Below are 1,010 nucleotides of genomic sequence, written 5' to 3' on the forward strand. Positions count from 1 at the left end.
TCTATATATCTTCAGGATGAAGTTACAGCCCAATACTCATTTTTAAGCTTAGGGAATACAGGAAGTTTTGAGATAACACGCTATGATAGTGAAAGAGGAATTTTGGAAGGTAGTTTTTCTTGTGATATGTATGACCCACAACATCCTGAAATCATTAAACCAATCAGCGGAAATTTTAAAATCAATATGGAAACTCATCCTAATTATAACTAGTAATGATAAAAAACGTCAGCTAACATGGTATTTATGAAAGACGGGCAAATGGCTCGTCTTTTTTCATTTGGCTAAAATTAAAAATAAAAGTATGTTTACAAAAGTATTTGTGAGAACTCCCGTCCTTCATAAATACCCGAAACGTTATAGCCAATGCTAACAAACGACAGACAACAAACAAATGGATATATTAGAATTTAAAATACAAGACAAACAAAACGACAATTATCAATTTAAGTCTGTGACAATTTTAGTTAACGGAAAAGACCTCATTGACTTATTGAAAGTTTATGAACTGCCTTTCGCAAAAAAAGAAGGTTCAGAAAATATCGCTGGCGGCTATGATGGACTTACTCCTGAGACTTTGCTTAAACACCTGACCAACCCAGACGAATATGACATTGACGATAACGACAAAGTTTCAGTGCTTGAATGTGAATGTGGATGTGATGGTTGCTGGCCAATGAAAGTAAAGGCATACGAATTGGGTGACAAAATCATTTGGGCTGACTTTGAACAACCACACAGAACTGTTGATAGTCATAACTTTTGGGACTATTCAAAATTCGGACAATTGACTTTTGACAAGAATAACTATAAAGAACAATTAGACGTGTTGAGACAGACAATTAATAGTATAACAAAATGAGAGAAAGAAGAAGCACTGGCTATAACACGGGTTTTGCGTCAGGCGGGGTGACGTGCAAACTTGGAGCTTTGTGCTTCTATTCAAGTTCAGTGCAGGTTGACAGTTTTGTGCTCCGATACCCGCCCGAACGCAAAGCCCGAAAACGTTA

1 protein-coding gene and 1 pseudogene are annotated in these 1,010 nt (G+C 36.5%); both read left to right on the top strand.

The window, feature by feature from the left end:
• Positions 1 to 213: pseudogene (locus tag BN8061_RS11960) on the top strand (hypothetical protein); the annotation flags it as partial.
• 181 nt (positions 214 to 394) lie between these two features.
• Positions 395 to 862 carry a hypothetical protein gene (locus BN8061_RS00025; RefSeq protein ID WP_068595105.1) on the top strand — a complete coding sequence of 156 codons (468 nt, stop codon included), beginning with the start codon at positions 395 to 397 and terminating at the stop codon, positions 860 to 862.
• Positions 863 to 1,010: the final 148 nt, after the last annotated feature.

The organism is Vaginella massiliensis, assembly GCF_900089075.1.
In the GTDB taxonomy this organism is placed as follows: Bacteria; Bacteroidota; Bacteroidia; order Flavobacteriales; family Weeksellaceae; genus Weeksella; species Weeksella massiliensis_A.